General features: G+C 52.4%; 1 protein-coding gene. It reads right to left on the bottom strand.

Annotation, left to right across the window (positions count from 1 at the left end; all coding sequences use genetic code 11):
• Window positions 1–275 (bottom strand): LEM-3-like GIY-YIG domain-containing protein (locus AC1RPT_RS08020; protein WP_481763026.1); only part of this gene is annotated, 275 nt, incomplete at both ends.

Genomic DNA, 275 nt, shown 5'->3' with positions numbered 1-275 from the left:
GTTAGTGGCCCACTTTTAAGATCGGCGCGGCCGACCGCCGCGATAAGCAGAATCTCCTTAGCCAATGCCGTAGCCTCGGGCTCTTCCTTGGAAAGCTGACGTACGATAGGGGCATAACCAGCGCGCTCAATGGCGTTTATCTTTTGAACCTTCCGATGCGTGCCACGTCGGTTACAGCCCTCCAGATGTTGATACATACGACGACCTTTGCCCTTTCCGACGTAGAATGGCTCATGATCGAACGCTACTACTTTGTCACCAACTGTATACAAGTA

The sequence above is a fragment of the Dellaglioa sp. CoH-56-MRSF-11 genome (assembly GCF_056782135.1).
This window is presented reverse-complemented; position numbering and strand designations above follow the sequence as displayed.